Annotated in this window: 19 protein-coding genes and 1 tRNA gene; 9 read left to right on the plus strand and 11 right to left on the minus strand. The window is 72.4% G+C overall.

Annotated features, from left to right (window positions below):
* Positions 1-15: 15 nt before the first annotated feature.
* The 4 genes from OG607_RS05410 to OG607_RS05425 form a co-directional block, all read right to left on the minus strand.
* Positions 16-3,948, minus strand: coding sequence for a type I polyketide synthase (locus tag OG607_RS05410; protein ID WP_405719483.1), 3,933 nt, complete (start codon positions 3,946-3,948; stop codon positions 16-18).
* Positions 3,945-5,702, minus strand: a complete 1,758-nt coding sequence (locus OG607_RS05415) for a fatty acyl-AMP ligase (protein WP_405719486.1) — start codon at positions 5,700-5,702, stop codon at positions 3,945-3,947. Before OG607_RS05415 ends, OG607_RS05410 begins: the two co-directional genes overlap by 4 nt.
* Before the next feature lie 34 nt (positions 5,703-5,736).
* Positions 5,737-7,320 (minus strand): acyl-CoA carboxylase subunit beta, encoded by a 1,584-nt coding sequence (locus OG607_RS05420; RefSeq protein WP_405719489.1) that lies wholly within the window; start codon positions 7,318-7,320, stop codon positions 5,737-5,739.
* Between the two features lie 184 nt (positions 7,321-7,504).
* Positions 7,505-7,741, minus strand: a complete 237-nt coding sequence (locus tag OG607_RS05425; protein ID WP_329310492.1) for a DUF5302 domain-containing protein — start codon at positions 7,739-7,741, stop codon at positions 7,505-7,507.
* A 164-nt stretch (positions 7,742-7,905) separates the two neighbouring features.
* Here OG607_RS05425 and OG607_RS05430 point away from each other — a divergent pair, with 164 nt between their 5' ends.
* Together OG607_RS05430 and OG607_RS05435 are read left to right on the plus strand one after the other, a co-directional pair.
* Complete coding sequence (locus OG607_RS05430) at positions 7,906-8,913, plus strand: acetamidase/formamidase family protein (RefSeq protein WP_405719491.1); 1,008 nt, start codon at positions 7,906-7,908, stop codon at positions 8,911-8,913.
* A 187-nt stretch (positions 8,914-9,100) separates the two neighbouring features.
* Positions 9,101-10,537, plus strand: coding sequence for a hydrolase (locus OG607_RS05435; protein WP_405719494.1), 1,437 nt, complete (start codon positions 9,101-9,103; stop codon positions 10,535-10,537).
* Here OG607_RS05435 and OG607_RS05440 read toward each other — a convergent pair.
* From OG607_RS05440 to OG607_RS05450, 3 genes are read right to left on the minus strand one after another with little or no spacing between them, the layout of a single operon-like run.
* Positions 10,524-11,672 (minus strand): glycosyltransferase, encoded by a 1,149-nt coding sequence (locus OG607_RS05440; RefSeq protein WP_405719496.1) that lies wholly within the window; start codon positions 11,670-11,672, stop codon positions 10,524-10,526. The genes OG607_RS05435 and OG607_RS05440 overlap by 14 nt on opposite strands.
* Positions 11,672-12,928 carry a nucleotide sugar dehydrogenase gene (locus OG607_RS05445; protein ID WP_405719498.1) on the minus strand — a complete coding sequence of 419 codons (1,257 nt, stop codon included), beginning with the start codon at positions 12,926-12,928 and terminating at the stop codon, positions 11,672-11,674. Before OG607_RS05445 ends, OG607_RS05440 begins: the two co-directional genes overlap by 1 nt.
* A 20-nt stretch (positions 12,929-12,948) precedes the next feature.
* A complete protein-coding gene (locus OG607_RS05450) occupies positions 12,949-14,250 on the minus strand; it encodes a glycosyltransferase (RefSeq protein ID WP_405719500.1) in 1,302 nt (433 codons plus the stop codon).
* 218 nt (positions 14,251-14,468) lie between these two features.
* Between OG607_RS05450 and wecB the strand changes: the two genes are divergently transcribed.
* The 6 genes from wecB to OG607_RS05480 all read left to right on the plus strand — a co-directional run bounded on the left by wecB (position 14,469) and on the right by OG607_RS05480 (position 21,064).
* Positions 14,469-15,563, plus strand: coding sequence for a non-hydrolyzing UDP-N-acetylglucosamine 2-epimerase (gene wecB / locus OG607_RS05455; protein WP_405719503.1), 1,095 nt, complete (start codon positions 14,469-14,471; stop codon positions 15,561-15,563).
* Positions 15,556-16,221, plus strand: coding sequence for a class I SAM-dependent methyltransferase (locus tag OG607_RS05460; protein ID WP_405719506.1), 666 nt, complete (start codon positions 15,556-15,558; stop codon positions 16,219-16,221). Before wecB ends, OG607_RS05460 begins: the two co-directional genes overlap by 8 nt.
* Complete coding sequence (locus OG607_RS05465) at positions 16,221-17,930, plus strand: hypothetical protein (RefSeq protein ID WP_405719509.1); 1,710 nt, start codon at positions 16,221-16,223, stop codon at positions 17,928-17,930. The genes OG607_RS05460 and OG607_RS05465 overlap by 1 nt, the downstream gene beginning before the upstream one ends.
* Positions 17,927-20,086 (plus strand): glycosyltransferase, encoded by a 2,160-nt coding sequence (locus OG607_RS05470; RefSeq protein WP_405719512.1) that lies wholly within the window; start codon positions 17,927-17,929, stop codon positions 20,084-20,086. Before OG607_RS05465 ends, OG607_RS05470 begins: the two co-directional genes overlap by 4 nt.
* Before the next feature lie 60 nt (positions 20,087-20,146).
* A complete protein-coding gene (locus OG607_RS05475; RefSeq protein ID WP_405719514.1) occupies positions 20,147-20,980 on the plus strand; it encodes an alpha/beta fold hydrolase in 834 nt (277 codons plus the stop codon).
* Positions 20,981-20,982: 2 nt separating this feature from the next.
* Positions 20,983-21,064: transfer RNA gene (locus OG607_RS05480), tRNA-Tyr, on the plus strand.
* A 122-nt stretch (positions 21,065-21,186) separates the two neighbouring features.
* Here the strand turns inward: OG607_RS05480 and OG607_RS05485 are convergent.
* Positions 21,187-22,620, minus strand: coding sequence for an RICIN domain-containing protein (locus OG607_RS05485; protein WP_405719517.1), 1,434 nt, complete (start codon positions 22,618-22,620; stop codon positions 21,187-21,189).
* 197 nt (positions 22,621-22,817) lie between these two features.
* On the opposite strand from OG607_RS05485, the gene OG607_RS05490 reads away from it, so the two are divergent.
* Complete coding sequence (locus tag OG607_RS05490; RefSeq protein ID WP_405719520.1) at positions 22,818-23,729, plus strand: carbohydrate kinase family protein; 912 nt, start codon at positions 22,818-22,820, stop codon at positions 23,727-23,729.
* On the opposite strand, the gene OG607_RS05495 is transcribed toward OG607_RS05490, so the two are convergent.
* Genes OG607_RS05495 through OG607_RS05505 form a run of 3 tightly spaced genes read right to left on the minus strand, consistent with a single transcriptional unit; the run spans position 23,717 to position 25,670 of the window.
* Positions 23,717-24,535 (minus strand): SAM-dependent methyltransferase, encoded by an 819-nt coding sequence (locus OG607_RS05495; protein WP_405719522.1) that lies wholly within the window; start codon positions 24,533-24,535, stop codon positions 23,717-23,719. The genes OG607_RS05490 and OG607_RS05495 overlap by 13 nt on opposite strands.
* Before the next feature lie 35 nt (positions 24,536-24,570).
* Entirely contained in the window at positions 24,571-24,810 is a 240-nt protein-coding gene (locus tag OG607_RS05500) for a DUF397 domain-containing protein (RefSeq protein ID WP_405719525.1), read from the minus strand.
* Positions 24,811-24,845: 35 nt separating this feature from the next.
* Entirely contained in the window at positions 24,846-25,670 is an 825-nt protein-coding gene (locus OG607_RS05505) for a helix-turn-helix domain-containing protein (protein ID WP_405719528.1), read from the minus strand.
* Positions 25,671-25,849: the final 179 nt, after the last annotated feature.

The raw sequence follows: 25,849 nt of genomic DNA on the forward strand, positions 1-25,849 counted from the left end.
CTCAGAACGCTCGGTTCAGAACGCTCGGTTCAAGTGGTCGGCGATGGCGTTGACATGAGGCGGGTCCAGCAGCGACAGGTGGTGCCCCGCTATGCGCACGACGTGCAGGTCCGGGCACACCTCGTCCCAGCCGAGCGTGTCGTCCCCGCGCTCGTACGCCCGGTCGCGCACGGTGTGCGGTGCGGGCTCGGTGGCCCGGAAGAGGATCACCCTGCCGCCGTAGCGGCCGGGGGTGTGCGCCTCGCCGATGCGCAGGTCGAGGTAGGAGGTGCGCTGGTGCTCCAGCGCGGCGGGCGGGATGTCGGCGGCCTCCTGCAGCATGCGCAGGACGCGTTCGATGCGGCTGCGCTCGTCCATCCCGGCCAGCAGCTCGTAGGGCAGGTCGAGCCGTGCGCCGTAGGTCCGCTCCACGTATTGGGCGAAGCCCTCGAAGTGCGCCCGCGTCCGGTCGCCTTGGACGGGCAGCGGGCGTACGGAGTCGATGAGCACGACGGCGTCCACCGGCTCTCCGGCGGCCGTGAGCAGCCGTGCGGTCTCCTGGGCCACGAAGCCGCCGAAGGACCAGCCGCCGAGCCGGTAGGGGCCGCCCGGGTACGCCGCCCGGATGGCCTGCGCATAGGCCTGCGCCTTGGCGGTGACGGTCCCGGCCTCCTCGATCCGCTCCAGGCCGATGACGGGCTGTCCGGGTCCGAGCAGCCCGGCGAGAGCCCGGTAGACGGTGCTGGGCCCGCCGGCGGCATGCGCGAGGAACAGGGGCGGCTGGTCACCGCCCCTGCGCAGGACGCGCAGGGGGCCGCTGCGCAGGGCGGCGATGTGGTCGGCCACGTCCTGGACGGTGGCAGCGCGAAGGAGGTCGCGCAGGGGAAGCCGCACACCGAACTCGTCCTCGACGGCGGTGCGGATGCGGGTCGCCATCAGCGAGTCCAGGCCGAGGCCGGCCAGCGCGGTGCCGGGGCCGAGCTGGTCCGGCAGGTGGCCGGTCACGACCGAGACGTGGTGGAGGAGGCGCCGCACAGCCGACGGCGCCTCCCCCGCGCCGCCTGCCACGGCGGCCGTCGGCGCCGGAGCAGGGGCGAGCCGGTGGTCGGTCCACCAGTGGCGGGTGTGGCGCCAGCTGGGTCCGGGGACGTCGATGACGCGGCCGGGCGGGAGCGGGATGGGGTGGCCGGCGGCGTGGAGGGCGGCGAGCTGGGTGCGGAAGGTGAGGGGACTGTCAGTGGCCCGGCGTAGCGTGGGGAGGGCGAGGGCGTCGGGGAGTGTTTCGGCGAGGGGATGGAGGAGAGTCGGGTGCGGGGAGATCTCGATGAAGGCGGTGTGGCCGTCCTCGGCGGCGGCCGCGAGGGCCTGGGCGAGGCGGACGGGGCGGCGGAGGTTGGCCGCCCAGTGCGCGGCGTCGTAGGCCGGGACCGCGCGCGGGTCGTCATGGACGGTCGAATAGCCGCGTACGGGGGCTGATTTCCCGCGTATGTCCTCCAGCTGGGCGAGCAGCTCCGGCAGCAGCGGGTCGACCTGGGGTGAGTGGCCCGCGCCCTGGACGGGCATGGTGCGGACCGCGCGGCCGAGCGCGGTGAGGTGGTCGGCGAGGCGGGCGACGGCAGCGGCGGCGCCGGTCACGATCTGCTGCCTCGGCGAGGAGTGCACCGCGATGTGTACGCCCGGGAAGTCCGCGGCCAGGGCGGCCAGTTCGGTGTCGTCGAGGTCGAGGACGGCCATCGCCCCGCCGCTGAGCGTGCTGAGGAGCCGGGAGCGTACGGCGATGACACGGGCGCCGTCCTCCGGATCGAGCGCGCCCGAGGCGACGGCGGCGGCGACCTCGCCCATGGAGTGGCCGATGACGGCGGCGGGTTCGACGCCGTGGGCGCGCCAGAGCTCGGCGAGGGCGACCTGCATGCCGTACAGGACGGGCTGGGCGGTGGCCAGGTGGCCGAGGCCGGTGCCGCGTTCAAGGCACTCGTGGAGAGAGATGCCGCAGGCGGCGGCGATCCCGGGTTCGAGCTTTTCGACGGCGGCGGCGAATGCCGGTTCCCGGTCGAGGAGTTCGCGGCCCATGCCGGGCCACTGGCCGCCGTAGCCGGAGAAGACCCAGACCGGGCCGGGGCCGATGCGGTCGCGGTCGCCGGTGAAGACGCCGGGGTCCGGCCGTGCTGCGGCGAGGGCGCGCAGCGAGGCGGCGAGCCCGGTGCGGTCGCGGGCGGTCACGACGGCGCGGGCCGGGCCTCGGCCGGTGCGGCCGGCGAGGGTGCGGACCAGGTCCTCGGTGCGGGCGGCGCGGCCGTCGGGGGTGTCGAGCCAGTCGGCGATGCGGGCCGCGGTGACGCGGATGCGCCCGGCGTCGGCGTCGCTGAGGGGCAGGAGGGCGGGGGCCTGGGGGGTGTGGGAGGGCTGATGGGCGAGTTGCTGCCATTCCTCCAGTACGGCGTGGGCGTTGGTGCCGCCGAAGCCGAAGGCGGAGACCCCGGCCACAGCGGTGCCGCCGTAGCGGGGCCAGGGCTCGGGCTCGGTGACGACGCGCAGCCGGGGGTCGTCCAGGGCCGGGGTGTCGCAGTGCAGGGAGGGCGGGATCCGGTCGTGGTGCAGCGCGAGCACGGTCTTGACCAGGCCCGCGATACCGGCGGCGGATTCCAGGTGGCCGAGGTTGCTCTTGGCCGAGCCGAGCAGCAGCGGCTGGTCCGGGTCGCGGCCCCGGCCGAGTACGGCGGCGAGCGCGCCCGCCTCGATGGGGTCGCCGAGCGGGGTGCCGGTGCCGTGCGCCTCGACGAGGTCGACGGTGGCGGGGTCGATTCCGGCCCGGCCGTAGGCGGCTTCCAGGAGGGCGCGCTGGGCCTGCGGGTTGGGCGCCATCAGGCCGTTGGAGCGGCCGTCGGAGTTGACGGCGGTGGCCCGGATGACGGCGAGCACCCGGTCGCCGTCGCGCAGCGCGTCGGGCAGCCGCTTCAGCACTGCGACCGCGCAGCCCTCGGCCCGCCCGATCCCGTCGGCGTCGGCGGAGAAGGCCTTGCAGCGGCCGTCCGGCGCGAGCGCCCCCGCCCGGCCGAAGGCGACAGTGACGGCCGGGGCCAGAAGAAGGTTGACCCCGGCGGCCAGCGCCACGTCGCTCTCGCCGGTGCGCAGGCTGACGCAGGCCTGGTGGACGGCGACCAGCGACGACGAGCAGGCCGTGTCGACCGCCACGCTGGGTCCGCGCAGGTCGAGTACGTAGCTGAGCCTGCCCGCCGCGATGCTCGGTGCCGCGCCGGTCGGGGCCCGGGGATCGACTGCGGCCGGGTCGGCGCCGGTGAGCCCGCCGTATTCGTTGGAGGAGATGCCGACGAACACGCCGGTCGCGCTCCCGGCGAGGGAGGGGGCCGGGATGGCGGCGTGGTCCAGCGCCTCGTGGACGACTTCGAGCAGGATCCGCTGCTGCGGGTCCATCGCGGCGGCCTCGCTCGGGCTGATCCGGAAGAACTCGGTGTCGAAGGCCGCGATGTCGTCCAGTGAGCCGAGGTAGCCGCCGCGGCGGGCGGTGCCGGGTGGGACCGTGAAGTCCTTCCAGCGGTCGGCGGGTACGGTGCCGACGGCGTCGGCGCCCTCGTCGAGCAGCCGCCAGTAGTCGTCCGGTCCGCGCACCCCGCCCGGCAGCCGGCAGCCGATCCCGACGACCGCGATCGGCTCGTCGGACGGCTCGGGCAGGGTCGCCCCCATGATCAGCGGCGCCGGCTCGGCCGAGCTCAGCCGCCGTACCAGGCCGTCCACGGTGCTGGTCTCCCACAGCAGGGTGGCGGGCAGCGCCCGCCCGGTCGCGCGGGCCAGCTCGCCGGTGAGGGCGACCGCGTCCCGTGACGACATGCCGTAGTCCACCAGCGGCCGGCCCCCCGCCACCTCGGCGGCGGCCGTCCCGCCCCAGGACGCGACCCGCTCGGTGATCAGCCGTCGCAGCGCGGCGGCGCCGGTGGCGCCTGCGGCCCTCACGCGGCGTCACCTCCCGCGTGGGCGGGAGCGTATGCCCCGTCCAGATAGCGCGTCCGGGTCAGCGACCGGGACACCTTGCCGCTGGAGGTGCGCGGGACCGTGCCCGGCGGGACGAGGACGAAGTCGCTGACGCGCAGGCCGTGGCGGCCGGAGACGGCGGCGCGGACCGCACGGGCGACCTCCTCGGGGGCACGGTCGGCGGCGGCCATAGTGCGGCCGTGCTCGGCGACGAGGACGAGGCCTTCCGTGCCGTCGTCGAGGGCGACGGCGAAGGCGGCGAGGCGGTCGCGGCGGACGGCGGGGTGGGCGTTCTGGGCGGTGGCTTCGAGGTCCTGGGGGTAGTGGTTGCGGCCGTCCACGATGACCAGGTCCTTCAGGCGGCCGGTGACCACGAGCTGCCCGTCCAGCATCACGCCGAGGTCGCCGGTGCGCAGCCAGGTGCCCGACGCCCCGCGCAGGCCGGCGTGGAAGGCCCAGCGGGTCTGCGGGGCCCGGTTCCAGTAGCCCCGGCCGACGTTGGGGCCCTGGACCCAGATCTCGCCGACCTCGCCCTCCCCCAGCGCGGTGCTCCGCGCCGGGTCGACGATCCGCACCCGCTGGTCGGCCGGCTCGCCGCAGCCCGCCAGGTCGACGGCCGCCGGGTCGCCGGGGGCGACGGGCAGGGCCTTGCCGGCGGCCAGCGCCTCGCGGTCGAGCACGAAACGGCGCAGCGGTTCGCCGGGGCGGGCGGCGCACACGAAGACGGTGGCTTCGGCGAGTCCGTAGGAGGGGCAGTGCGCGGTGCCCGGCAGTCCCTGCGCGGCGAAGGCGGCGTGGAAGCGCTCGGCGGTGGCGGGGCGTACCGGCTCGCTGCCGTTGAGGAGCGCGTGGACGCCGTCGAGGCGCAGCCCGGCCTTCTCCTCCTCGCCGATCGCAGAGGCGCAGTAGTCGTACGCGAAGTTCGGCGCGGCGCTGGTGGCGCGGGGGTGGGCGGCGAGCAGGCGCAGCCAGCGGGCGGGGCGCTGGAGGAAGTCGGCGGGATCCATGAGGACGGACAGCAGTCCGCGCACGACGGGGGCGGCGATGCTGAGCACCAGGCCCATGTCGTGGTAGAGCGGCAGCCAGCCGACGGTGGTGATGGGCTGCTCGTCGGCGTCGTAGGCGGTCAGCGCCTGGCGGGCGTTGGCCACGACATTGGCGTGAGAGATCTCGACGCCGGCCGGAACCCGGGTGGATCCGGAGGTGTACTGAAGGTAGGCGGTGGATCCGATCTCCAGCTCCGGCGGCTGCCGGCCGTCGGCCTCCTCTGCCTCGTCGGCCTCGTCGTCCGGGACGAGGTCGGTGGCGAGGACGGGGACCGGTATCCGCCGGTCCGCGAGGAAGGACCGTACGGCGTCGAGATGGGCGCGGGTGGTGAGCACGGCCGAGGGATGGGCGTCGGCGAGTACGGCGGCGAGCCGGTCGCCGTGCCCGGGCAGGTCGGGGGTGAACATGGGGACGGCGACGCGGCCCGCGCTCAGCGCGGCGAGAAAGCCGATGACGAAGTCCGGGCCCTGCGGGCAGAGCAGGGCGACCCGGTCGCCGGGGGCGGTCGTCCGGGCGATCCGGGCGGCGACGGCCCTGGTCCGCACGTGCAGGCGCCGCCAGGTGAGGGTGCGATGGACGCCGCGCGAGTCGTACGTGGGGTGGTCGACGAAGGTGAAGGCGCGGCGGGTGGGCGTGGTCTCGGCCCAGTGCCGCAGATGGCCGGGCAGGGTCAGGGAGTTCGTGGGCATGGGGCGGCTCCTCATGTCACAGCAGTCACAGCGGTCACAGCGGGATGTTGCCGTGCCGCCGGTCGGGGACAGCGGCACGCTTGGTGCGCAGGGCGCGCAGCGCGCGGCAGATGTGTGCCCGGGTGTCGCGCGGCGCGATGACGGCGTCGATGTAGCCGCGCTCGGCGGCCGCGTACGGGGTGGCGTAGGTGGTCTCGTAACGCTCGATCAGGCGAGCGCGCAGGGCTTCGGGGTCCGCGGCCCCGGCGAGTTCGCGGCGGTGCAGCACGCTGACCGCGCCCTCGGCGCCCATCACGGCGATCCGGGCGGTCGGCCAGGCGAGGTTGACGTCGGCGCCGAGGTGTTTGGAGCCCATGACGGCATAGCCGCCGCCGTAGGCCTTGCGGATGACGACCGTCACCTTGGGGACGGTGGCCTCGGCATACGCGTACAGCAGCTTGGCGCCGCGCCGGATGATGCCGGCCTGCTCCTGGCTCGCCCCGGACAGATAGCCGGGGACATCGGCGAAGGTCAGCAGCGGGATGCCGAAGGCGTCGCAGAAGCGCACGAAGCGGGCCGCCTTCTCGGAGGCGTCGATGTCCAGGACTCCGGCGGCGTGCAGCGGCTGGTTGGCGACCACGCCCACCGACCTGCCCTCCACCCGGGCCAGGGCGCAGAGGATGTTGGGGGCGAACAGCTCGTGCACCTGCAGGAGTTCGCCGTCGTCGACGACCGCGCGGACGATGTCGCCCATGTCGTAGGCCAGGCCGGGCCGGTCCGGGACCAGGCCGTCCAGCCGTGGATCGGCGTGGGCGAGGGGGTCGGCGGAGGCGGGCGGGGCGTATTCGGGCGGCCGCTCACGGTTGTTGGCCGGCAGATAGGACAGGAGGTCGCGCACGGTGTCGAGGGCGTCGTCCTCGTCCTCGGCGAGGAAGTGCGCGTTGCCGTTGGCCTCGTTGCTGGCCCGGGCGCCGCCCAGTTCCTCGGCGGTGGTGCGCTCGCCGGTGACGGCCTCGATGACGTCGGGTCCCGTGACGAACATGTGCGAGGTGCCGTCCACCATGACCGTGAAGTCGGTGATCGCCGGCGAGTACGCGGCCCCGCCCGCACACGGACCCATGATCACCGAGATCTGCGGGATGACCCCGGAGCCCTGCACATTGCGGCGAACCAGCTCCGCGTAGAGGGCGAGCGAGGCGACGCCCTCCTGGATTCGGGCGCCCCCGGAGTCGTTGAGGCCGATGACCGGGCAGCCGGTCTTCAGCGCCAGGTCCATGATCTTGACGACCTTCTCGCCGAAGGCCTCACCCATGCTCCCGCCGAACACGGTGGCGTCCTGCGCGAACACGCAGACCTGGCGCCCGTCGATGGTGCCGTAGCCGGTGATCACACCGTCGCCGTACGGCCGGATCCCCTCATCCCCGGTGGGCCTGGCCCGTACGAAGACATCGGTCTCCGTGAACGACCCCGCGTCCATGAGCCGCTCGATCCGGGTCCGCGCGGTCAGCCGCCCGCGCTCCCGCTGCCGTGCCACTGCCCGGGGCGATCCGGGAGCGCCCGCCTGTTCCCGGCGACGCGCCAGATCGTCCACGCGCCGCGCCGTGCTGTCCGCACGGGACGTTTCCGCGATACTCGTCACAGCCACCTCCGAAGGGGCTTTCGAATATCGCAGCCCCTGGGATGCCTGCCGGGTGATTCACCCCGCGCTGTGGGTTAGTTGAGCCTCCCGAGCCCTGGTTTCGTCACCGCATGACAACGGCCCCACCCGCCCCGAGGGGCACGTGGGGCCGTGGCCTGCGTGCGGCTCGGTGCCGGGTTCAGGCTCAGCCGCTCTTACGGCGGAACTCGCGCTGCCCGCCGGCCCGCCCGTGCGCCCCGTGGATCTTCGAGCCGTCCCGGCCCGCGCCCCCGGCCGCGGCCGCCGCGCCTCCGTTGCGCTTGCGCTCCAGTGCCTCCCGGAATTTGCGCTTGACGTCGTCCTCCGCCGCCTCGGGCGCCTCGGGCACCGCGTTGTCGACCTCGGGCACCTCGCGCGTCTGGTCCGAAGCTTCCGCTTCCATGGCCGCCTCCTGGTCTGGGTGAGTCATGGGGACAGCCTCGCACGTCGGCGGCCCGTTCACAGCCGCCGCCGGGCGACTGCAGGCCGGCGATCGGCGCGAGCCCGTTTGAATACTGTGCGGGCGGACGAGAGTCACGAGAACGACGAGAGCGGAGCGGACCGGAAATGAGCGACCCGAGGATCATCACCGTGCGGCCCGGGCCGGGCGAGTACGCCTGGACGTTCGGCGGCGCGCCGCCCGTGGCGCGGATCGCGCCCGGGACGGTGCTGGACCTGTACACCGAGGACTGCTTCGCGGGGCGGGTGCGATCAGTACGGGACCTGGTGTCCGAGGTGTGCGAGTTCCCGTTCCTGAACCCGCAGACCGGGCCGTTCTACGTGGAGGGGGCCGAGCCCGGCGACACGGTGGCGGTGCACTTCGTGTCGATCGAGCCGGCCCGGGACTGGGCGGCGTCCACCACCGTGCCGCTGTTCGGCGCGCTGACCTCGACGCATACGACGGCGACCCTGCAGCCGCCGCTGCCCGAGGTGGTGTGGATGTGGCAGCTGGACCGGGAGCGGCGCGTGTGCGAATTCGCCGCCCGGGACAGCGACATCCGCATCGAGCTGCCGATGGACCCGATGCACGGCACCATCGGGGTCGCGCCGGCCAACCTCGAAGTGCGCTCCGCCCTGGTCCCGGACGCGCACGGCGGCAACATGGACACACCGGAGATGCGGGCCGGCGTGACCTGCTATCTGGGGGTGAACGTCGAGGGCGCGATGCTGAGCCTGGGCGACGGGCACGCGCGGCAGGGCGAGGGCGAGACCTGTGGGGTGGCGGTGGAATGCGCCATGAACACGGTGGTGGTCGTGGAGCTGCTGAAGGGGCTGGCGACCCCCTGGCCCCGCCTGGAGTCGGATGCGTACATCATGTCGACGGGCTCGGCGCGCCCGCTGGAGGACGCATTCCGGATCGCACAGCTCGACCTCGTCCAGTGGCTGGCCCGCGACTACGGGCTGTCGCAGATGGATGCGTACCAACTGGCCAGCCAGGGGGTGGAGTCGCCGCTGGCCAATGTGTGCGACACCAACTACACGGCGGTGGCGAAATTCCGCAAGGCGTGGCTGCCGCCGGGGACCCCGAACCGTGGGCTGCACCAGCAGTTGAGGGAGACCGCGGCGCTCCTGTGACGGGCAGGCGGCGGGGGCGGGCGGGGCAGGAGTTAGGACTTCCTTGACCGGAGGCCCGTTGCCGGGCCGTAGGTCGACATGTACATTTCAAAACACCGTTACCCGTAGGCAACCTCAGCGCAGAGTCTACGCGCGCAGAATGATCGCCGCACTACCTCTACCACTCCCCCACACGGAGGTACCACGGATGCTCGTATCACCCAGGGCCCGTCGCAGAGTTGTCGGGACGCTGGCCGTCCTCGGCACCCTGCTCGGGGGCGCCGCGGCCCAGATCCAGGCGGCCCCCGCAGCGGGCGCCGCCACCACCAACCGGGTGCTGTTCGACAACGCCCACGCGGAGACGGCCGGCAACGCCGACTGGATCATCTCCACCAGCCAGCCCGACCCGCTGAGCCAGGACTCCTCGCCCTCCTCCGAGACGGACTGGACCGGCGCCCTCTCCTCGTGGGGCGTCGCCCTGCAGAAGACCGGCAACTACAGCCTCAAGACGCTGCCTTCGGGAAGCTCCATCACCTACGGCACCTCCGCCGCGACCGACCTGTCGAACTTCGACACCTTCGTGCTGCCCGAGCCCAACACGCTGTTCACGACGGCCGAGAAGACGGCCATCATCAACTTCGTCAGCAATGGCGGCGGGCTCTTCATGATCTCCGACCACACCGGCGCCGACCGCAACAGCGACGGCGAGGACGCGGTCGAGATCCTCAACGACCTGATGACCAACAACAGCGTCGACAGCACCGACCCGTTCGGCTTCTCCATCGACTCGCTGAGCATCAGCTCCGACTACCCGAGCGCGATCAGCGACAGCACGAACGCCGTGCTGCACGGCTCCTTCGGCACCGTCACCAAGTCCCTGATCGCCAGCGGCACGACGGCCACCCTCAAGCCCGCCGACAACTCCAACGTCAAGGGCCTGCTCTACCGCACCGGTTACTCCGGCAACACCGGGGCCTTCTTCGCCACCAGCACCTTCGGCAGCGGCCGCGTCGCCTTCTGGGGCGACAGCTCCCCCATCGACGACGGCACCGGCCAGTCGGGCAACACCCTCTACGACGGCTGGAACGACACCGGCGCCACCAACGCCGCCCTCGCCCTCAACGCCACCGAGTGGCTCTCCGGCGCCACCGACAGCGGCGGCGGTGACGACGGCGGAGGCGACGGCACCTGCACCGCCGCCCAGCTGCTCGGCAACCCGGGCTTCGAGTCCGGCAACACCACCTGGACCGCCACCAGCGGGGTCATCACCAGCTCCAGCAGCGAGGCCGCCCGCACCGGCTCGTACAAGGCCTGGCTCGACGGCTACGGCTCCGCCCACACCGACACGCTGTCGCAGTCGGTGACCATCCCGAGCGGCTGCACCACCGCCACGCTCAGCTTCTACCTGCACATAGACACGGCGGAGACCACCACCAGCACCGCGTACGACAAGCTGACGGTCACCGCCGGATCCACCACCCTGGCCACCTACTCCAACCTCAACGCCGCCAGCGGCTACGTCCTCAAGAGCTTCAGCCTCGCCTCCCTGGCCGGCACCACCTCCACCATCACCTTCACCGGCGTCGAGGGCTCGACCCTGCAGACCTCGTTCGTCATCGACGACACCGCGCTCAACGTGAGCTGACCGCCGCGTCGCTCTGGAGGGCCTGGGCGCTCGCCCAGCCCTCCAGGTGACCGGCGAACACCTCCGCTTGGGCAGGCCAGTTGAGCCCCGCCGCGGCGGCCGCACGGCCCCGCCGGCCCTGGGCGCGCCGGAGTCCGGCGTTCTCCCGCAGCCGGCGGACCGCGTCGGCGGCCGCGCGCGGATCCCGGAAGTCCACCACGATGCCGCAGTCGTTCGCCCGCACCAGCGCGGCCGCGAGCGGGGTGGGGGTGGTGACCACCGGGATGCCGTACGCCATGTACTCCACGACCTTCGTCGGCCGCGAGTGCCGGTAGTTGGCCTCGTCGCGCAGCAGCGACAGCCCGGCGAGCGCCCCGTCGAGCCGCGCCAGGGCCTCGTCGTTGGGCAGGAAGCCGTGCCAGCGGAGCACCCCGTCCCGGTCGGCGGCCTCCAGCAGCCCCCGGACGTCGCCGTCGGCGGCCCCTATCGCCTCCACCCGCACCTCCGGGTACAGCAGCCGGGCCATGGCGATCAGGTCCTCGGCGCCCCGGCCCCGGGAGATCTGGCCCAGATAGACGGCACGGTCCGCGCCCGGCAGCTTGGGCGGCGAGACAGGGACGGTCGCCAGGTTGAGCACAACGGGATGGGTGCGCCGGAACCGCCGCTGGTAGGCGTCCTCGGCCAGCAGCAGATGGATCCGGCGCTCGGCCATCCGCTCGGCCGCCCGTACGACCGCCCGCACCGGCGGCCGCAGCGCTCGCGGCACCCAGTGCTTCATGGCGATCGCCGCCGCAGTGTCCTCGTGCACATCCCATACGACCGCGGGCCCGGGTCCGCCGCCGGCCCGCCAGCGGCGCCTCAGCCCGGGCAGGGCGAGCAGCAGTTCGGGATCGTGCAGCAGTACGACATCGGCCTGCGCGCCTCGCTGGATGAGAACCCGGCGGGCCTCGCGCAGCGCGGTGCGCCGGTCCCGTCCGACGGCGCGCGGCAGGTCGACGCTCTCCAGGCGCGGCCGGGGACGGGGGCGTACGCCGCGCGCGGCGAAGGGCGCGGCATAGGTGACCTGGTGGCCGTGTTCGAGGAGCGCCGCGATCTCGCGGTGCAGGATGCGCGCGTCCTCGGGGTGGTGCACCACTGTGGCGACGAGTACGCGCATCACAGCACCTCCACATCGGGCCGGAAGACGCGTCCGCGGGTGTCGAACAGCAGCCGCGCGTCATCGGCGACGGCCCGCAGGTCGTAGGCGCTGTGGTCCTGCAGAAGGATCGTCAGGTCGTGCTCGCGCAGCGCGGCCGTCAGATCGCCCACCCGGGGGACCCGCTCCCCGTCCAGCTCCCACTCCGGGACGAAGGGGTCGTGGTAGGCGACGGCGGTGCCGAGTTTGCGCAGCAGCCGGGTCACGGGGACGGCCGGGCTCTCGCGGCAGTCGGCGATGTCGGGCTTGTAGGTGACGCCGAGCAGCAGCACCCGGGAGCCGTGCAGCGGCTTCTCGGCCTCGTTGAGCATGTCCTGCGCCCTGCGCACGACGTATTCGGGCATCCGGTGGTTGATCTCGCGGGCGAGCTCCACGAAGCGGAACTCGTAGCCCAGGGTGCGCACCTTGTACGACAGGTAGTTGGGGTCGATGGGGATGCAGTGGCCGCCGACCCCGGCGCCCGGGTGGAAGGCCTGGAAGCCGAAGGGCTTGGTGGCGGCGCAGTTGATGGCGTCCCAGATGTCGACGCCCAGTTCGCGGCAGAGGATGGCCAGCTCGTTGACGAGCGCGATGTTGACGTGCCGGTAGGTGTTCTCCAGCAGCTTGGCCATCTCGGCCTCGCGGGTGCCCTTGGCCCGGACGACGGTGTCGACGAGCTTGCCGTAGAAGGCGCATGCGCGTGCGGCGCATTCCGGGGTGTGCCCGCCGACGATCTTCGGGGTGTCGCGCAGGCCGTGCGTCTTGTTGCCGGGGTCGATGCGCTCCGGGGAGAAGGCGAGCGCGAAGTCCGTGCCTGCGCGCAGGCCGGATTCCTCAAGGATCGGCCGGAGGATCTCATCGGTGGTGCCGGGATAGGTCGTGGACTCCAGGACGACCAGGACCCCGGGCCGCAGCCCGGCCGCGATGGCCTGGGCCGCGCCGGTGACGGCGGCGAGGTCCGGGCCGCCGTCCGGGGACAGCGGCGTCGGTACGCAGATGACGACGGTCTGCGCCTCGGAGAGCCACTCCCGGCTGGCACTGGCCGTGAAGCCGGCCGCCAGCATGCGCGCGAGGTCGTCGTCGGAGACATCGTCCACATGTGAGCGGCCGGCGTTGAGACCGGCCACCACGTCCGCGTCCAGATCATGGCCCACGACGCTCATACCGACCGCCGCCGCTTCACGGGCGAGGGGCAGGCCCACGTATCCGAGGCCCACGACTGCGAGATCCACCGTCATGCCGCACCATCCAGAGCGCTTTACACGGCCCCCAGGTGGCGGTAGGCCTCGCGGGTCCGCTCTGCGATGTGAGCCCATGTCCGGTCCCGGGCCACTCGAGTGCGGGCAGCGTCGCCCATAGTCCGCCGTTGATTTGGACTATAAAGGAGCATTTCGAGCACGTCTGCCCAGGAAAATGGGTCTTCGGGCGGAATTAGCCTCCCGTTCACCTCGTCTTCCACCAGTTCTCCCATTGCCTTGACATCACTTGCCGCGATGGGAAGACCGCTCGCCATCGCCTCGACCGGCTTGAGAGGGGTCACGAGATGGCACACCCGTTCCCCTGTGCGCGGCACCGCGAAAACGTCCAGCACCGCGTGATGAGCCCTCACCTGCGCATGCGGCACACGCCCTGTGAACAGCGCTGTCTCCGCCAGACCCAGCCCCGCGGCCTGCCGCTGCAGGGCCGGCCGCAGCGGCCCGTCGCCGACGATCAGCAGCCGCAGCCGCACCCCCCGGCGGCGCAGCTCGGCGGCTGCCTCCAGCAGGGTGCCGATGCCTTCGTGCGGGGCGAGCGTGGACACCGTGCCGACCACTACCTCGTCCGGGGCAATGCCCAGGCGGGCGCGCAGCTCCCCGGCCGGGGGCAGCGGCTCCAGGAAGACGTCATCGACGGCGTTCGGCACGACGCGGATCTTCTCCTCGGGGATGCCGCGCCCGGCGATCTCCTGCTTCATCGCCTCACCGAGGGTCAGCACGAGGTCCGCCTCGCGCATGCAGTACGTCTCCAGGGCCCGCCGTTCCCGGTACGACGCCGAGTCGGCGCTGCGCCCCGGACCCTGCGTCAGCCAGGTCTCCTCCAGGAAGCCGCGCACCTCGTAGACCACCGGCAGCCCGAACGACCTGCCCAGGGCCAGAGCCACTCGCCCGTTCGGGTGATCGGTGGCCGCGTGCAGCACCGCCGGGCGGATCCGCTCCACCAGACGGGCCGCCAGCTCCGCGTTGCGGGCCAGCGCGGCGGCCGGCGCGGCGGGCATGAGGGCGGGCAGCAGCCGGTGGTAGGGCACGGCGTCCACGTACTGCACCGGGCGGCCGTCCCACACTCCCTGGGCCACCGGGAAGCCCAGCCGGGTGACGACCTGCGGGTCGAGGCCCGCCGCGCGCTGCGCGCGGGCGATGGCGTGCGTACGGACGGTGTATCCGGCGTTTCTGTACGGCAGGGAGTTGGTGACCACGTGCAGGACCCGGCCGGGGACGGGGCGGGCGGCGGGTTTTGCGGCATGCGCATGCGGCGCGGGCGGGGCCACGGTCACCGCCGCCGGCCCGTAACCCGTCGTGCGCATGCCGCGAACCTGGTGCGGGTCCCGTTCCGGCAGCCGTGCCAGCGCTCGCGCGGCCGGCCCGCGCAGGGGTCCCGGAGCGAGGCGCAGAGCCAGGCCGGCCGCCCGTACCGGATCGCCGCGCACATGACGGACCGCCACGGAGACGGCAAGAATCAGGGAACGAAAAGTACGTCGGCGCACATTCCAACCCTAAGTGGGCATGGTGAACGGGAGGCAACGTGCTGGACCACGTAGTCCATGTGGTCGGTGCCCGGCCCAATTTCGTCAAGGCCGCCCCGGTCGTGGCGGCGCTGCGCGCGGCCGGGCAGCCGCAGTCCGTCGTGCACACCGGGCAGCACTACGACGAGCGCATGTCGCACATCTTCTTCCGGGAGCTGGGCCTGCCGGAGCCGGATGTCGACCTCGGCGTCGGCTCGGGCAGCCATGCCCGGCAGACCGCCGCGCTGCTGACGGCCCTGGAGGAGGAGCTGACCGCCCGCCCCCCGGGGCTGGTCATGGTCTACGGGGACGTCAACTCCACGCTGGCGGCGGCCCTCGTCGCCGCCAAGCTCGGGCTGCCGGTGGCTCATGTCGAGGCGGGGCTGCGCAGCTTCGACATGACGATGCCCGAGGAGGTGAACCGGCGGCTCACCGACCAGCTGGCCGAGCTGCTCTTCGTGACGAGCGCGGAGGCGGTCGGCCATCTGGCCGGCGAGGGCGTGGCCCCGGACCGGGTCCACTTCGTCGGAAATCCGATGATCGACACTCTGATGGCCCATCTGCCGCGCTTCGATGCGCGGGCCGCCCGCGAGACGCACGGCCTGCCGGAGCGCTACGGCGTGGTGACCCTGCACCGCCCCGCCAATGTCGACGATCCCTCGGCGGCCTCGGCGGCCGTGAAGGCCCTGCGCGAGGCGGCCGAGCACATCGAGCTGGCCGTCCCGCTGCACCCGAGGGGCCGGGCCGCGCTGGAGGCGGCGGGCCTCGGCGAGGCCAGGCGCGTACGGATCCTGGAACCGCTGGGCTATCTGGAGTTCATGGGGCTGCTGCGCGGGGCGGCGGTGGTCATCACCGACTCGGGCGGGGTGCAGGAGGAGACCACCGTGCTGCGCGTGCCGTGTCTGACGCTGCGCCCCAACACCGAGCGCCCGGTGACGGTCACCCACGGCACCAACCGCCTGGTCACCCCCGAGGGCCTGGTGTCCGCGCTGATCGAGGCGCTGGACGGGTCCGCCGCGGCCCCCGAGGGCCCGCCGCTGTGGGACGGCCGGGCGGGCGAGCGGATCGCACGCATCGTGACGGACTGGCGAAGGGACCGGAGGGACCATGCCTGAGCGCACGCAGGAATCCACGCGGGAGTCCGCTCAGGAGTCCACGCAGGCGTACTGGGACACCCGGCACCGCCGCCACGACGAGCTGGCCTCCGGCGGCCACATAGGCCTCGACCGGGCGGGCAACGAGATCTTCTACGCGCTCCGGGTGGGCTCCCTGCTCCGCCTCATCGGCGACACCGCCAGCCCCCGCGACCCGCTGTTCGTCCTCGACGCGGGCTGCGGCAAGGGCCATTTCGCCCGCGCCCTGGCCCGCTGCGGGCACCGCGTGGACGCCTTCGACGCCAGCCCGGCGGCCGTCGCCCACTGCCGCGAGGAGGGCGGCGGCCCCCGCTACGCGGTCCGCGAGCTGGCGCAATGGCACAGCGCCTGGCTCTACGACGCCGTGCTCAGCGTGGACGTCCTCTTCCACATCCTGGACGACGCCGTCTGGGCGGCCTCGCTGGCCAACCTCGCCTCCCTCGTCCGGCTCACCGGCCGGCTCCTGGTCACCGACGAGGATCCGCCCGCGCGCGTGCCGCGCGGCGACTACATCCTGCACCGCACCGCCGCCGAGTACCGGGCCGTGGTGGAGCCGCTCGGCCTGCACTACGGCGGGTTCACGCCGTACGGTTTCCGGGAGAACCGGGTCGGCTTCCATCTCTTCACGAGGACTTCCTGATGCGCCTCCTCGATCTGCTCCACCCCCACCTCGGCGGGGTGACCGAGGTCGTCGACACCACCGGCGGCGGCATCGCCCTGGAGCCCTACCTCCAGCTCCCCGAGGGCACCGCGTTGCGCCGCGCCGACGACACGACGGTCATCGGCGAGGGCGCCCTCGCCCTGCTGTCCTACGGCCCCGATCCCGAGCGCCACGACGGCCTCGACGCCTGTCTCGCGGCCCTGGGACGCCTTCGCACCGGCGGCCGCGGCCTGATCCTCTTCGGCTACCGGGCCCATCTGCTGCCCTGGCACCGGCTGATGGACGCCCTGGTCGCCCACCGCTGCCAGCCACTGCGCGCGGGCGGCCTGGACTACGTCCACCTGCACGGCGGCATGGCGTTCACCTGTACGGAGCAACTGCTGCCGCTGCACGACGGCGACGGCCGCCCCGCGCCCGGCCAGGACGGCACGTCCACCGCCCTGCGCATCGCCGGCGAGTACGTCCTGGCCGACTTCGTCTCCCGATCCCAGCGGGCCCGGCTGCTCGACCTGGAGCGGGAACGGGAGGCCGACGCCCGCGCGCTGGAGACGCTGCGCCAGAACAGCGGTGCACGGCAGGCGGCGGAGGTGCTGCGCGAACGGGACCGGCTGGCAGCCGACCTGCGGGCGGCGCGGGAGCGCATCGACCTGCTGGAGACCCGGGTGACGATGCTGCAGGGCTCGACCTCGCTGCGGGTGGGCCAGGTGCTGATCGGCGCGGCCCGTTCGCCGCTGCGCGGGTCGGCTCGGCTGCCGGGCGAGCTGTACGGGATGTGGCGCGGCCGCCGCCGGGGCCCCGTGACGGCCCCGCCGGGCGCGGCCGGGCCCGGCCGCGAGGAGGCCGCCGAGGGCGACGCCCGGCTGCACCTGGCACACCGCGCCTTCACCGCCGGGCCCCGCGACCGGTTGGTGATCGCCGGGGTGCTGGACGCCCGGACGGCCCGGGACTTCGCCGTGGACGCGGCCGTCAGCAGGCTGCTCCCGCACGACGCCCGGATCGTCACCGAACGGACCGATCCGGACGCCGTCGTGGTTCAGCTCAGCGCCTGCATCGCCGCGGCCTCCGGGCCCTGGGCCCACACCGGCACCGGCGCCGCCCCCGACCTGGACCGGCGGCTGGCCGAGGTCCTCGCCACCGCCCGTGCCCTGGGCCGCAGGACGGTCCTGTGGCGGGACGCCCCCGTCTCCGCCGCGCCGGGCCTCGCCCGCCTCCCCTGGGACGCCTTCCTCGACGGCGACACCGGCGTCCGGCCCGGCCGACCGGAGCACGCCGCCATGGACCCGGCCGGACTGCGCGAGCTGTTCACCACCCGGGCCACCCGCGTACGCCTGTCGGAGCTGGCCCGGATCGCGGGCGCTCCCGATCCTCTCGACGCCCGACGGGTGGCGGTGCTGGCCGATCCGCGCGGCCCCGACGGGACCGCCCTGCTCATCAAGCAGGTGCTCGCTCAGCTCCACCCGCCCGTCGAGGTCCTGGTCCCCCGGCCCGGGCCGGCCTTCGAGGAGCTCACCGCGAGCGGCATCGCCGTACGCGCGTCCGCCGACGGCCCGACCGCCCCCTGGGTGTCGGACTGGACGGCCGATCCGGACCAGGACCGGCCCGCCGCCTATCTGCTCGACCTCATGTGCGCGCAGGAGTGCTCGGGCGCAGCCCAGCCCGGCCTCGTGCCGAAGGAGGCCCTCCGATGACCCGCACGCGACGCACGGTCAACGCCCTGGTCTACGGCGACGTGGACCTCAACCTCATCGACGGCTCGGCGGTCTGGGCCCAGTCCATGGTCCAGGTCCTGTCCCTGGCCGGGTGCCGGACCCGGCTCGCGCTCAAGGCGCCGGTGCGCACGGGGCGGTTGGTGGACCCGCTGGCGGAGCTGCCGGGTGTGTCGGTGGTGCGTACGGACCGGGTGCTCTCTCCCGTGCGGGCCGCGCGCGTGCTGCGCGAGCTGGACGAGCGGGAGAGCTGCGATCTGCTGGTGCTGCGCGGGCGGAAGCTGGTGGCGCAGGTCGTCTCGGACGGGCATTTCGACGGCCGGATCTGGGCGTATCTGACCGACATCCCGCAGTCGGCGGCCGAGATGACCGGCGAGGCCGCCGAGGAGCTGGGCCGGATCGCGCAGGCCTGCCGCCATCTGCTCTGCCAGACCGAGGAGCTGCGCTGCTTCATCGAGGCCTGGGTGCCGGCCGCCTGCGGCAAGGCTGTGCTGTACCAGCCGAGCGTGCCGGTCCCGGACTTCGAGCTGCCTGCGCATGACGCGGCGGGTGATCCCGTACGGCTGGTCTACACGGGCAAGTTCGCACCGCGCTGGAACACCCTGGAGATGACCCGGCTGCCCGCCACGCTCGCGGAACGGGGCATCAAGGCGGAGCTGCACACCGTGGGCGACAAAGTCCACGACGATCGGCACCACCCGGAGTTCCACGACCGCATGACACGCGCCCTGCGCAGCGCGCCCGGCGTCGTCCACCACGGCGGCACCCCGCGCCAGGAGGCCATGCGGATCGCCGCCGGCTGCGACCTCGGCCTCGGCTGGCGGCACCCGGAGCTGGACGCCAGTCTCGAACTCTCCACCAAGGTCCTGGAGTTCGGCACCCTCGGGCTGCCCGTCGTCCTCAACCGCACCCCCGCCCACGAGGCCCTCCTGGGCGCCGACTATCCGCTCTTCGTCGCGGGTTCCGGCGCTCTCGACGACGCTGCCGAAGCCGTCGCCCGCGCCGCCGGATCCCCCTCCGACTTCCGCCTCGCCGCCACCCGCTGCCGCGACGCCGCCGCGCACTTCTCCCTGGACCGCGCCGCCGACCGCCTGCGCGGCCACCTCGAACGGGCCTTCCCCGACCGGCCCGCCGTCCTCGACGGCCGCACCCGCCCCCTGCGGGTCGCCGTCGCCGGGCACGACCTGAAGTTCTTCACCCGGCTGCTGGAGCACTTCCAGGCCCTCCCCGGCCTGGAGGTCCGTGTCGACCACTGGCCGGCCCTCGCCAAACACGATCCCGCCGCCGGCCGGGAACTCGCCGCCTGGGCCGATGTCGTGGTCGTCGAGTGGTGCGGGCCCGCCGCCGTCTTCTACAGCCGCCACAAGCGGCGCGGCAGCCGCCTGGTCGTACGCCTGCACCGCTTCGAGCTCTACGCGGACTGGCCGTCGCAGGTCGACATCGACGCCGTCGACCAGGTCATCTGCGTCAGCCCGCACTACGCCCGCCTCACCCGCGAGCGCACCGGCTGGCCCGAGAACAAGATCACCGTCGTCCCCAACTGGGTCGACGACCGCCAGCTCGACCGCCCCAAGACCCCCGACGCGCGCTACCGCCTCGGCATGATCGGCATCGCCCCCTCGCGCAAGCGGCTCGACCTCGGCCTGGACGTCCTGGAGGCGCTGCGCGCCCGCGATCCGCGCTGGCAGCTCTCCGTCAAGTCCAAGATGCCCTGGGAGTACTGGTGGATCTGGAACAAGCCGGAGGAGCGCGCCCACTACGACGCGGTCCTGCGCCGCGTCCAGACCTCCCCACTGCTGGACGGCGCCGTCGTCTTCGACGGCTTCGGCCCCGACGTCGCCGTCTGGCTCCGCCGCATCGGCTTCGTCCTGTCCACCTCCGACGACGAGTCCTTCCACCTCTCCCCCGCCGAAGGCATGGCCTCCGGCGCCGTCCCCGCCCTCCTCCCCTGGCCCGGCTCCGACTCCATCTACGACCCCCGCTGGATCCACGACTCCCCCGCGGCGATGGCCGACGCGATCGCCGCCACCGCGGCCGACGGCTGGGAGGCCTCCGCCGCCCTGGCCCGCGACCAGCTGCGCTCCTCCTTCGCCCTGGACGCGGTCCGCTCCGCGTGGACCGAGCTGCTCCACGGCTAGGCTCTTCCCCTCCGGGAAACCGGATTGCGCTCTGCCCCGGCGGTCCCCAAGGATCGCCGCATGCCTACCTTCACCTCGTACGACGGGACCGAACTCGCCTACCACCTCCGGGGCGAGGGTTCGCCGTTGATCGTCCTCCCCGGCGGGCCCATGCGCGCCTCCGCCTACCTCGGCGACCTGGGCGGGCTGTCCGCGCACCGGCAGCTGGTGCTGCTGGATCTCCGCGGCACAGGGGACTCCGGTATACCGGAAGACCCGGCTACGTACCGTTGCGACCGGCTGGTCCCCGATGTCGAAGCGCTGCGCGCGCACCTCGGCCTGGACCGCGTCGACGTGCTCGGTCACTCGGCGGCGGGCGATCTGGCCACGCTCTACGCGGCCGCGTACCCGGAGCGGGTCGGCGCGCTGATCCTGGTCACCCCGCGAGCCCGCGCGGCCGGCATCGACTTCACCGAACAGCACCGGCGTGAGACGGCCGCGCTGCGGGCGGACGAGCCGTGGTTCCCGGAGGTGTACGCGGCGCTGGAAAGGATCTGGGCGGGCAAGGGGACCGAGGCGGACTGGGATGCCGTCGTGCCCTTCTACTACGGCCGCTGGGACGCGGTCGCGCGGGCCCACGCCGCCGAGGACGCCGCCCAGTCCAATGAGGAGGCCCAAGCGCTCTACCCCGATCCGGCCGCCTTCGACCCGCCCACGACCCGGGCCGCGCTGGCAGCGCTCGACGCACCCGTGCTGATCATCGCGGGCGAGTTGGACAGCGGGCCGACCCCGGCCGTCGCGGCCGAGTTCGCGGCGGTGTTCCCCAAGGGGGAGGTCGTGGTGCAGCCGGGAGCCGGGCACTTCCCGTGGCTGGACGACGCTAATTGGTTCGTGCGGGCGATCACCGGTCGCTAAGCTCGGCCGTGTCCAGGTGCGCAGGCGACGGATACTTCTGTTCTGTAAAAACAGCGACCCGGGTTCGAATCCCGGCGGTCCGGCTCCGGCCGGGCTGTGGTGCAGCGGCCTAGCATTCCGGTTCCGTCACCGACTCCGATCTCTGGATGAACCACCACGGCGAACGGCCCCTCGCATGCGAGGGGCCGCGCCGTGTACGCGATGGATCACACCGTGGTGCGCGTCCACTGCTGATTCGTGCCGGTCCCGCACGTGTACTGGATGAGATAGGCCCCGTCGGCCGTCGAAGCCCCGTTCACGTCAAGGCACTTGCCGCTGTGCCGGACGACGAGCTTCACATACCCGCTCCCGGCGTCGACGACCTGCCATTGCTGGTTGGTGCCGCTGCCGCAGGTGTACTGGATCACCCGGGCGGCGTTCGCCGTCGAGGCGTCGGTGATGTCGAGGCACTTGCCGCTGTTGCGGGAGATCACCTGGTAGTAGCCGGTGCCCAGGTCCTTGAACCACCACTGCTGGTTGAGGCCGCCGTTGCAGGTGTACTGGATGCCACCGGCGCTGTCGGCCGTCGAGGCACTCGCGATGTCGGCGCACTTGGAGCTGTGCCGGGCCTTGAGCGTCTCCCAGGGCCCGCCGACGCCGGCCACGGAGCCGGTGGCGGTGTCGATGCTGATGCTCGGGTAGTACTGCAGGCTCAGGGTCGTGTTGGTGGGGAAGGTCAGCGGCAGCCAGATGTACAGCGAGTCGTTGACGGTGCCGCCGAAGGAGTTGCCCCATCGGTCGCCCATGTAGAGGTACGACGTGCCGGAGGTGCCCTGGACCGGGAGGACGTACGCGGTCTGGGACTTGTACGCGGTGGAGTCACCGACATTGGCCAGTGCGGACCAGGTGCCGGTGATGCTGGTGGCGGTGGCGTACTTCTGCTGGTTGGGATTCCAGCCGGTGGCGGCCGAGGTGAGCAGGAAGTAGACGCCGTTGCGTTTGAACATTGCGGGCGCTTCGCGGGAGGAGCCGGCGAAGAGCAGCTGGACGCGGCTCTCGACGCTCAGGTAGTCCGCCGAGAGCCGGTAGACGTGGAGGTCGGCGTTGTTGTTGGCGGCCGAGATCATGTACGCGGTGCCGTCGTCGTCCTTGAAGAGGGTGATGTCCCGGGACATGTAGCCGAGCGGCTGGAAGCTGCCCTGCCAGGTGTAGTTGCCGTCGACGGTGCTGGAGGTGGCGACGGCGGCGCGGGCCTCGGTGTAGTCGCTGCCGTTCTCCTTGTGCATCCACATCACGTACTGGCCGGTGGAGGCGTTGTAGATGACCTTGGGGCGCTCGATGTTGGCGGTGGCGAGCTCGGAGTCGGTGGACTGGGTGAGGACGTGGTTGCGGAACTCCCAGGTCTTCAGGTCCGTGGAGCGGTAGGCGGAGACGTACTTGAAGGTGTTGTCGCTGTTGCGGTCCTCGCCGAACCAGTAGTAGTAGGAACCGACCTTGATGACCCCGCCGCCGTGCGCGTGCACCACGTCGCCGTCGGTGTCGGTGAACTGCGTCGCGTTGGTGACGGTGACGGTCGCGGCGTGCGCCGCTCCCGCCGTGAAGAACTGGGCGACCAGGCCGATACAGACGGCGAGCACCCAAGCCCAGGAACGAGCTCTCATACGTTTCCTCCCATGCCGTGCGGGACATTTCACACCCCTTCGAAGAAGGGGCTTACTTGGAGGTGACGTGTGGGATGGTATGGGCGACCGACACCTCTAACAAGACGTCGGTCTCGACCGGATCGTCTGAGTCCGGCCCCGCCGCCCCGCACCCGCCCCTAGGATCGGCGGCGGGGTGGGAACGGAGGCAGCACAGGATGACCGGACGACAACAGCCGCAGTACGACGTGCTCGTCGTCGGCGGAGCCGGCGTCGACACCGTCGTCCGCGTCGACTCGCTGCCGGTGCCGGTGGCGGATTCGGTGTGGGCGCCGCCGATCAGGGAGATGCCCGGGCAGACCGGTGGCTACAAGGCGCTGGGCTGCCGGGCGCTCGGGATGACGGTGAAGTTCCTGGATGTCATCGGGGACGACTGGATCGGCGCGATGGTGCGCGAGCACCTGGCCAAGGGCGGGGTGGACTTCGAGGCCGTGATCTCGCCCGCCGGGACGCGGCGGGCAGTCAACCTCGTGGACGCCTCGGGCCGGCGGATGTCGTTCTACGACGCACGGGATCCGCTCGACCTGCGCATGCCGCGCGAGTTCTACCTGCCACATCTGCGCCGGGCACGGCACGTGCACCTGTCGATCATGCACTACGCGCGATTCCTCTACGACGACATCGAGGAGCTCGGCGTCCCCGTCTCGACCGATCTGCACGACTGGGACGGCGTGGCGGACCACCACAAGGAGTTCGCGCTCCGCTCGGACCTGGTGTTCCTCAGCGCGGCCGGGGCCGGGGAGAGGATCGCGGGGGTGATGCGGGACATCCTCCGTGACGGACGGGCCGAGGCGGTGATCGCGACAGCGGGGGCCGGAGGCTCGTATGTGCTGAGCCGGGACGGCGGCGGCAGCACCCCGCGCCATGTGCCGGCGGTGGCGCCGCCCGGGCCGGTGGTGGACTCCAACGGCGCGGGCGACGCGTTCGTGTCGGGCTTCCTGTACGGCCGCCGGGCGGGCCGGGACCTGGAGGACTGCGCCCGGCTGGGCGCCGTCGCGGGGGCGTACGCCTGTACGGGCGAGGGGAGTTCCGCGCTGGCGGACGCAGAACTCCTGGCTCAGGCCTTGTAGCCGACGCCGCCGTAGAAGGTGCCGGTCCGGCGCAGTTCGTCGGCGTCCGGGAGCGGGCTGCCGGGGCCCGGACGCCAGAGCGGCACCTGGACGAGGCCGGGGTCCAGCAGGTCGAAGCCCTCGAAGAAGGGCAGGATCTCGGCGTGCGGGCGGAGGTTGACGGTGGCGGTGGCGCCCTCGTAGACCTTGGCGGCCTTGGTCTGGGAGCCGTCGGGGAAGAAGTCCGCGGTGCCGTGGGAGAGCACGAGGTAGCTCCCGGCGGGGAGGGCGTCGCCCAGGGTCCGGGCGAGCCGGGCGGGGTCCTCCTTGTCGGTGACGAAGTGCAGGACGGCGACGAGGAGGAGCGCCACGGGCCGGTCGAAGTCGATGAGCTCGCGGATCGTGGGGTGGTCCAGGATCGTCTCGGGCTCGCGGACATCGCCGAGGAAGAAGCCGGTGTTGCCGGCGCCGGTGAGTCTGGCGCCGGCGTGGGCCGCGACGATCGGGTCGTTGTCGACGTAGGCGACCCTGACCTCGGGCGAGACGGCCTGGGCGGTCTCGTGGGTGTTGGGCGAGGTGGGGATGCCGGTGCCGATGTCGATGATCTGGCGGATGCCCTGCTCGGTCACGAAGCGCGTGGCGCGCTGCAGGAAGCCGCGGTTGGCGCGGGCCGACGGGCGGATCGAGGGGAACAGCTCGATGACCTGCTCGGCGGCTTCCCGGTCCACCTCGTAGTTGTCCCAGCCGCCCAGGTAGTAGTCGTACATCCGGGCCGGGTGCGGGCGGCTGGTGTCGATCTGCTCGACCGGGAAGCCCTCGTCGCTCAACGAACTACTCCGTATCTCTGGTCAGGACAACGCTGTCAGGACAGCAGGAAGTCGGCTTCTCCGGCTTTGGCGCCCTGGATGAAGGTGGTGATCTCGTGGTTGGTGTAGATCAGGGCGGGGCCGTCCGGGTCGGTGGACTGGCGCAGCGCCACCCGGCCGTCGTTGAGCTTGAGGGCCTCGACGCAGGATCCGCCGTTGCCGCCGCTCCACGGCTTGCGCCAGCCTTCGTTCCCCAGTTCCCCGGCCGGCATGCCGTTGTATATCCGCTTGTTCATGTTGTTTGTGCTGTTCGAACCGTTTGTGCTCATGGTCAGGTCTCCCCGTGGATCTCACCGAGTATGGCCTCGGTGTTCTGTGCAGGCGCAGCCTGCGCGCACATCCGGTCCAGCGCCTCCAGGAAGGTCGTGACGTCGTCGCGGTCGTCGAAGTACACCGCGCCGACCAGGCTCTCGGTGTAGACGATGTCCGGGAGTTCCTGGACGTGGAACCGGAAGATGTGGAAGGGCCCGTACATCGCGGGATGCGGTCCCACGGCGAAGGGCATGATCTGCAGTCGTACGTTCGGCCGTGCGCCGGCCTCGATCAGTTTGGCGATCTGGGCGCGCATGATGCCGGGGCTCCCGATGGGTCTTCGCAGAACCGTCTCATCGAGCACACACCACAGCAGTGGCGCGTCCTTGCGGTCCAGCACCGCCTGGCGTTCCATGCGCAGCGAGACTCCGCGTTCGATCTCCTCGTCCGGGGCGTGCGGGAGACCGGCCTTGAGGACCGCGCGGGCGTAGTCCTCGGTCTGGAGCAGCCCGGGGACGTAGTGCGGCTCGTAGACGCGGATGCTGGCGGCATCGCCCTCCAGGCTCACGAAGGCTCTGAACCAGTCGGGGAGGACATCCCGGTAGCGGTGCCACCAGCCGGGCTGGTTGGCCTGGCGGGCGAGGGAGAGGAAGGACTCGACCTCGGCGGGGTCGGTGACCCCGTATGTCTGGAGCAGCTTCTCCACGTACGGGATCTTGAGGCTGACCTCGGCCTTCTCCATGCGGCGGATCGTGGCATGGGTGACGTACAGGGCCTGCGCCGCCTGCTCGTAGGTCAGGCCGGCTTTCTCCCGCAGGTCCTGGAGCCGCTTTCCGAGCACCACTCGCAGCAGGGTGGGGCCACCCCCGCCTGCCGGCCGCCCGTCGATCACGAACCGATCCCTCCAACTGCCGTCACAGCACAGAAGTGTGGCACGCCATCAGCGCAAGGAACAGCCTGTCAGGTCAATTCTGTAATTTACAGATCGCATCTTGCCAAAGCTTCAACTGCACACGCATAGTT

Source organism: Streptomyces sp. NBC_01537 (assembly GCF_045040445.1).
GTDB lineage: Bacteria > Actinomycetota > Actinomycetes > Streptomycetales > Streptomycetaceae > Actinacidiphila.

Excerpts from the sequence above, each read along its gene's own strand:
- OG607_RS05415 (WP_405719486.1), bottom strand. The coding sequence starts at position 5,702 with ATGCCCACGAACTCCCTGACCCTGCCCGGCCATCTGCGGCACTGGGCC.
- OG607_RS05425 (WP_329310492.1), bottom strand. The coding sequence starts at position 7,741 with ATGGAAGCGGAAGCTTCGGACCAGACGCGCGAGGTGCCCGAGGTCGAC.
- OG607_RS05430 (WP_405719491.1), top strand. The coding sequence starts at position 7,906 with ATGAGCGACCCGAGGATCATCACCGTGCGGCCCGGGCCGGGCGAGTAC.
- OG607_RS05435 (WP_405719494.1), top strand. The coding sequence starts at position 9,101 with ATGCTCGTATCACCCAGGGCCCGTCGCAGAGTTGTCGGGACGCTGGCC.
- OG607_RS05440 (WP_405719496.1), bottom strand. The coding sequence starts at position 11,672 with ATGCGCGTACTCGTCGCCACAGTGGTGCACCACCCCGAGGACGCGCGC.
- OG607_RS05445 (WP_405719498.1), bottom strand. The coding sequence starts at position 12,928 with ATGACGGTGGATCTCGCAGTCGTGGGCCTCGGATACGTGGGCCTGCCC.
- OG607_RS05450 (WP_405719500.1), bottom strand. The coding sequence starts at position 14,250 with ATGCGCACGACGGGTTACGGGCCGGCGGCGGTGACCGTGGCCCCGCCC.
- OG607_RS05460 (WP_405719506.1), top strand. The coding sequence starts at position 15,556 with ATGCCTGAGCGCACGCAGGAATCCACGCGGGAGTCCGCTCAGGAGTCC.
- OG607_RS05465 (WP_405719509.1), top strand. The coding sequence starts at position 16,221 with ATGCGCCTCCTCGATCTGCTCCACCCCCACCTCGGCGGGGTGACCGAG.
- OG607_RS05470 (WP_405719512.1), top strand. The coding sequence starts at position 17,927 with ATGACCCGCACGCGACGCACGGTCAACGCCCTGGTCTACGGCGACGTG.
- OG607_RS05475 (WP_405719514.1), top strand. The coding sequence starts at position 20,147 with ATGCCTACCTTCACCTCGTACGACGGGACCGAACTCGCCTACCACCTC.
- OG607_RS05485 (WP_405719517.1), bottom strand. The coding sequence starts at position 22,620 with ATGAGAGCTCGTTCCTGGGCTTGGGTGCTCGCCGTCTGTATCGGCCTG.
- OG607_RS05490 (WP_405719520.1), top strand. The coding sequence starts at position 22,818 with ATGACCGGACGACAACAGCCGCAGTACGACGTGCTCGTCGTCGGCGGA.
- OG607_RS05500 (WP_405719525.1), bottom strand. The coding sequence starts at position 24,810 with ATGAACAAGCGGATATACAACGGCATGCCGGCCGGGGAACTGGGGAAC.